The sequence below is a fragment of the Streptomyces sp. f51 genome, from assembly GCF_037940415.1.
Taxonomy (GTDB): Bacteria; Actinomycetota; Actinomycetes; order Streptomycetales; family Streptomycetaceae; genus Streptomyces.
The window spans coordinates 24,206-32,639 of sequence record NZ_CP149799.1 but is presented as its reverse complement, the minus strand read 5'-3'; the positions used below and the strand labels follow the sequence as shown (position 1 = coordinate 32,639).

Genomic DNA, 8,434 nt, shown 5'->3' with positions numbered 1-8,434 from the left:
TGATACATTCTGTAACTACATTGATACATTCTGTAACAACATTGATACATTCTGTAACAACATTGATACATTCTGTAACAACATTGATACATTCTGTAACTACATTGATACATTCTGTAACAACATTGATACATTCTGTAACAACATTGACACATTCTGTAACTACATTGATACATTCTGTAACAACATTGATACATTCTGTAACAACATTGATACATTCTGTAACAACATTGATACATTCTGTAACAACATTGATACATTCTGTAACAACATTGATACATTCTGTAACTACACATTCTGTAACAACATTGACATTCTGTAACAACATTGACACATTCTGTAACAACATTGATACATTCTGTAACAACATTGATACATTCTGTAACAACATTGATACATTCTGTAACAACATTGATACATTCTGTAACTACATTCTGTGATACATTCTGTAACTACAGTGATACATTCTGTAACAACATTGATACATTCTGTAACAACATTGACACATTCTGTAACTACAGTGATACATTCTGTAACAACATTGATACATTCTGTAACAACATTGATACATTCTGTAACAACATTGACACATTCTGTAACTACATTGATACATTCTGTAACAACATTGATACATTCTGTAACAACATTGATACATTCTGTAACAACATTGATACATTCTGTAACAACATTGATACATTCTGTAACAACATTGATACATTCTGTAACAACATTGATACATTCTGTAACAACATTGATACATTCTGTAACAACATTGATACATTCTGTAACAACATTGATACATTCTGTAACAACATTGATACATTCTGTAACAACATTGATACATTCTGTAACAACATTGATACATTCTGTAACAACATTGATACATTCTGTAACAACATTGATACATTCTGTAACAACATTGATACATTCTGTAACAACATTGATACATTCTGTAACAACATTGATACATTCTGTAACAACATTGATACATTCTGTAACAACATTGATACATTCTGTAACAACATTGATACATTCTGTAACAACATTGATACATTCTGTAACAACATTGATACATTCTGTAACAACATTGATACATTCTGTAACAACATTGATACATTCTGTAACAACATTGATACATTCTGTAACAACATTGATACATTCTGTAACAACATTGATACATTCTGTAACAACATTGATACATTCTGTAACAACATTGATACATTCTGTAACAACATTGATACATTCTGTAACAACATTGATACATTCTGTAACAACATTGATACATTCTGTAACAACATTGATACATTCTGTAACAACATTGATACATTCTGTAACAACATTGATACATTCTGTAACAACATTGATACATTCTGTAACAACATTGATACATTCTGTAACAACATTGATACATTCTGTAACAACATTGATACATTCTGTAACAACATTGATACATTCTGTAACAACATTGATACATTCTGTAACAACATTGATACATTCTGTAACAACATTGATACATTCTGTAACAACATTGATACATTCTGTAACAACATTGATACATTCTGTAACAACATTGATACATTCTGTAACAACATTGATACATTCTGTAACAACATTGACACATTCTGTAACTACATTGATACATTCTGTAACAACATTGATACATTCTGTAACAACATTGACACATTCTGTAACAACATTGACACATTCTGTAACTACATTGATACATTCTGTAACAACATTGATACATTCTGTAACAACATTGATACATTCTGTAACAACATTGATACATTCTGTAACAACATTGATACATTCTGTAACAACATTGATACATTCTGTAACAACATTGACACATTCTGTAACAACATTGATACATTCTGTAACAACATTGATACATTCTGTAACAACATTGATACATTCTGTAACAACATTGATACATTCTGTAACAACATTGATACATTCTGTAACAACATTGATACATTCTGTAACAACATTGATACATTCTGTAACAACATTGATACATTCTGTAACAACATTGATACATTCTGTAACAACATTGATACATTCTGTAACAACATTGATACATTCTGTAACAACATTGATACATTCTGTAACAACATTGATACATTCTGTAACAACATTGATACATTCTGTAACAACATTGATACATTCTGTAACAACATTGATACATTCTGTAACAACATTGATACATTCTGTAACAACATTGATACATTCTGTAACAACATTGATACATTCTGTAACAACATTGATACATTCTGTAACAACATTGATACATTCTGTAACAACATTGATACATTCTGTAACAACATTGATACATTCTGTAACAACATTGATACATTCTGTAACAACATTGATACATTCTGTAACAACATTGATACATTCTGTAACAACATTGATACATTCTGTAACTACATTGATACATTCTGTAACAACATTGATACATTCTGTAACAACATTGATACATTCTGTAACAACATTGATACATTCTGTAACAACATTGATACATTCTGTAACAACATTGATACATTCTGTAACAACATTGATACATTCTGTAACAACATTGATACATTCTGTAACAACATTGATACATTCTGTAACAACATTGATACATTCTGTAACAACATTGATACATTCTGTAACAACATTGATACATTCTGTAACAACATTGATACATTCTGTAACAACATTGATACATTCTGTAACAACATTGATACATTCTGTAACAACATTGATACATTCTGTAACAACATTGATACATTCTGTAACAACATTGATACATTCTGTAACAACATTGATACATTCTGTAACAACATTGATACATTCTGTAACAACATTGATACATTCTGTAACAACATTGATACATTCTGTAACAACATTGATACATTCTGTAACAACATTGATACATTCTGTAACAACATTGATACATTCTGTAACAACATTGATACATTCTGTAACAACATTGATACATTCTGTAACAACATTGATACATTCTGTAACAACATTGATACATTCTGTAACAACATTGATACATTCTGTAACAACATTGATACATTCTGTAACAACATTGATACATTCTGTAACAACATTGATACATTCTGTAACAACATTGATACATTCTGTAACAACATTGATACATTCTGTAACAACATTGATACATTCTGTAACAACATTGATACATTCTGTAACAACATTGATACATTCTGTAACAACATTGATACATTCTGTAACAACATTGATACATTCTGTAACAACATTGATACATTCTGTAACAACATTGATACATTCTGTAACAACATTGATACATTCTGTAACAACATTGATACATTCTGTAACAACATTGATACATTCTGTAACAACATTGATACATTCTGTAACAACATTGATACATTCTGTAACAACATTGATACATTCTGTAACAACATTGATACATTCTGTAACAACATTGATACATTCTGTAACAACATTGATACATTCTGTAACAACATTGATACATTCTGTAACAACATTGATACATTCTGTAACAACATTGATACATTCTGTAACAACATTGATACATTCTGTAACAACATTGATACATTCTGTAACAACATTGATACATTCTGTAACAACATTGATACATTCTGTAACAACATTGATACATTCTGTAACAACATTGATACATTCTGTAACAACATTGATACATTCTGTAACAACATTGATACATTCTGTAACAACATTGATACATTCTGTAACAACATTGATACATTCTGTAACAACATTGATACATTCTGTAACAACATTGATACATTCTGTAACAACATTGATACATTCTGTAACAACATTGATACATTCTGTAACAACATTGATACATTCTGTAACAACATTGATACATTCTGTAACAACATTGATACATTCTGTAACAACATTGATACATTCTGTAACAACATTGATACATTCTGTAACAACATTGATACATTCTGTAACAACATTGATACATTCTGTAACAACATTGATACATTCTGTAACAACATTGATACATTCTGTAACAACATTGATACATTCTGTAACAACATTGATACATTCTGTAACAACATTGATACATTCTGTAACAACATTGATACATTCTGTAACAACATTGATACATTCTGTAACAACATTGATACATTCTGTAACAACATTGATACATTCTGTAACAACATTGATACATTCTGTAACAACATTGATACATTCTGTAACAACATTGATACATTCTGTAACAACATTGATACATTCTGTAACAACATTGATACATTCTGTAACAACATTGATACATTCTGTAACAACATTGATACATTCTGTAACAACATTGATACATTCTGTAACAACATTGATACATTCTGTAACAACATTGATACATTCTGTAACAACATTGATACATTCTGTAACAACATTGATACATTCTGTAACAACATTGATACATTCTGTAACAACATTGATACATTCTGTAACAACATTGATACATTCTGTAACAACATTGATACATTCTGTAACAACATTGATACATTCTGTAACAACATTGATACATTCTGTAACAACATTGATACATTCTGTAACAACATTGATACATTCTGTAACAACATTGATACATTCTGTAACAACATTGATACATTCTGTAACAACATTGATACATTCTGTAACAACATTGATACATTCTGTAACAACATTGATACATTCTGTAACAACATTGATACATTCTGTAACAACATTGATACATTCTGTAACAACATTGATACATTCTGTAACAACATTGATACATTCTGTAACAACATTGATACATTCTGTAACAACATTGATACATTCTGTAACAACATTGATACATTCTGTAACAACATTGATACATTCTGTAACAACATTGATACATTCTGTAACAACATTGATACATTCTGTAACAACATTGATACATTCTGTAACAACATTGATACATTCTGTAACAACATTGATACATTCTGTAACAACATTGATACATTCTGTAACAACATTGATACATTCTGTAACAACATTGATACATTCTGTAACAACATTGATACATTCTGTAACAACATTGATACATTCTGTAACAACATTGATACATTCTGTAACAACATTGACACATTCTGTAACTACATTGATACATTCTGTAACAACATTGATACATTCTGTAACAACATTGATACATTCTGTAACAACATTGATACATTCTGTAACAACATTGATACATTCTGTAACAACATTGATACATTCTGTAACAACATTGATACATTCTGTAACAACATTGATACATTCTGTAACAACATTGATACATTCTGTAACAACATTGATACATTCTGTAACAACATTGATACATTCTGTAACAACATTGATACATTCTGTAACAACATTGATACATTCTGTAACAACATTGATACATTCTGTAACAACATTGATACATTCTGTAACAACATTGATACATTCTGTAACAACATTGATACATTCTGTAACAACATTGATACATTCAACAACATTGATACATTCTGTAACAACATTGATACATTCTGTAACAACATTGATACATTCTGTAACAACATTGATACATTCTGTAACAACATTGATACATTCTGTAACAACATTGATACATTCTGTAACAACATTGATACATTCTGTAACAACATTGATACATTCTGTAACAACATTGATACATTCTGTAACAACATTGATACATTCTGTAACAACATTGATACATTCTGTAACAACATTGATACATTCTGTAACAACATTGATACATTCTGTAACAACATTGATACATTCTGTAACAACATTGATACATTCTGTAACAACATTGATACATTCTGTAACAACATTGATACATTCTGTAACAACATTGATACATTCTGTAACAACATTGATACATTCTGTAACAACATTGATACATTCTGTAACAACATTGATACATTCTGTAACAACATTGATACATTCTGTAACAACATTGATACATTCTGTAACAACATTGATACATTCTGTAACAACATTGATACATTCTGTAACAACATTGATACATTCTGTAACAACATTGATACATTCTGTAACAACATTGATACATTCTGTAACAACATTGATACATTCTGTAACAACATTGATACATTCTGTAACAACATTGATACATTCTGTAACAACATTGATACATTCTGTAACAACATTGATACATTCTGTAACAACATTGATACATTCTGTAACAACATTGATACATTCTGTAACAACATTGATACATTCTGTAACAACATTGATACATTCTGTAACAACATTGATACATTCTGTAACAACATTGATACATTCTGTAACAACATTGATACATTCTGTAACAACATTGATACATTCTGTAACAACATTGATACATTCTGTAACAACATTGATACATTCTGTAACAACATTGATACATTCTGTAACAACATTGATACATTCTGTAACAACATTGATACATTCTGTAACAACATTGATACATTCTGTAACAACATTGATACATTCTGTAACAACATTGATACATTCTGTAACAACATTGATACATTCTGTAACAACATTGATACATTCTGTAACAACATTGATACATTCTGTAACAACATTGATACATTCTGTAACAACATTGATACATTCTGTAACAACATTGATACATTCTGTAACAACATTGATACATTCTGTAACAACATTGATACATTCTGTAACAACATTGATACATTCTGTAACAACATTGATACATTCTGTAACAACATTGATACATTCTGTAACAACATTGATACATTCTGTAACAACATTGATACATTCTGTAACAACATTGATACATTCTGTAACAACATTGATACATTCTGTAACAACATTGATACATTCTGTAACAACATTGATACATTCTGTAACAACATTGACACATTCTGTAACAACATTGATACATTCTGTAACAACATTGATACATTCTGTAACAACATTGACACATTCTGTAACAACATTGATACATTCTGTAACAACATTGATACATTCTGTAACAACATTGATACATTCTGTAACAACATTGATACATTCTGTAACAACATTGATACATTCTGTAACAACATTGATACATTCTGTAACAACATTGATACATTCTGTAACAACATTGATACATTCTGTAACAACATTGATACATTCTGTAACAACATTGATACATTCTGTAACAACATTGATACATTCTGTAACAACATTGATACATTCTGTAACTACATTGATACATTCTGTAACAACATTGATACATTCTGTAACAACATTGATACATTCTGTAACTACATTGATACATTCTGTAACAACATTGATACATTCTGTAACAACATTGACACATTCTGTAACAACATTGACACATTCTGTAACTACATTGATACATTCTGTAACAACATTGATACATTCTGTAACAACATTGATACATTCTGTAACAACATTGATACATTCTGTAACTACATTGATACATTCTGTAACAACATTGATACATTCTGTAACAACATTGATACATTCTGTAACAACATTGATACATTCTGTAACAACATTGATACATTCTGTAACAACATTGATACATTCTGTAACAACATTGATACATTCTGTAACAACATTGATACATTCTGTAACAACATTGATACATTCTGTAACAACATTGATACATTCTGTAACAACATTGATACATTCTGTAACAACATTGATACATTCTGTAACAACATTGATACATTCTGTAACAACATTGATACATTCTGTAACAACATTGATACATTCTGTAACAACATTGATACATTCTGTAACAACATTGATACATTCTGTAACAACATTGATACATTCTGTAACTACATTGATACATTCTGTAACAACATTGATACATTCTGTAACAACATTGATACATTCTGTAACAACATTGATACATTCTGTAACAACATTGATACATTCTGTAACAACATTGATACATTCTGTAACAACATTGATACATTCTGTAACAACATTGATACATTCTGTAACAACATTGATACATTCTGTAACAACATTGATACATTCTGTAACAACATTGATACATTCTGTAACAACATTGATACATTCTGTAACAACATTGATACATTCTGTAACAACATTGATACATTCTGTAACAACATTGATACATTCTGTAACAACATTGATACATTCTGTAACAACATTGATACATTCTGTAACAACATTGATACATTCTGTAACAACATTGATACATTCTGTAACAACATTGATACATTCTGTAACAACATTGATACATTCTGTAACAACATTGACACATTCTGTAACAACATTGATACATTCTGTAACAACATTGATACATTCTGTAACAACATTGATACATTCTGTAACAACATTGATACATTCTGTAACAACATTGATACATTCTGTAACAACATTGATACATTCTGTAACAACA

At 28.8% G+C, this 8,434-nt stretch carries 1 protein-coding gene (only partly in view); it reads right to left on the bottom strand.

All coding sequences use genetic code 11. The annotated features are described in order from the left end of the window. Positions 1-288 precede the first annotated feature (288 nt). Positions 289-8,434, bottom strand: the 3' portion of a protein-coding gene (locus tag WJM95_RS35325) for a hypothetical protein (protein ID WP_339136160.1). It continues 24,188 nt past the right edge of the window; only the last 8,146 of its 32,334 coding nucleotides appear in the window; the start codon falls outside the window, past its right edge; it ends in the stop codon at positions 289-291.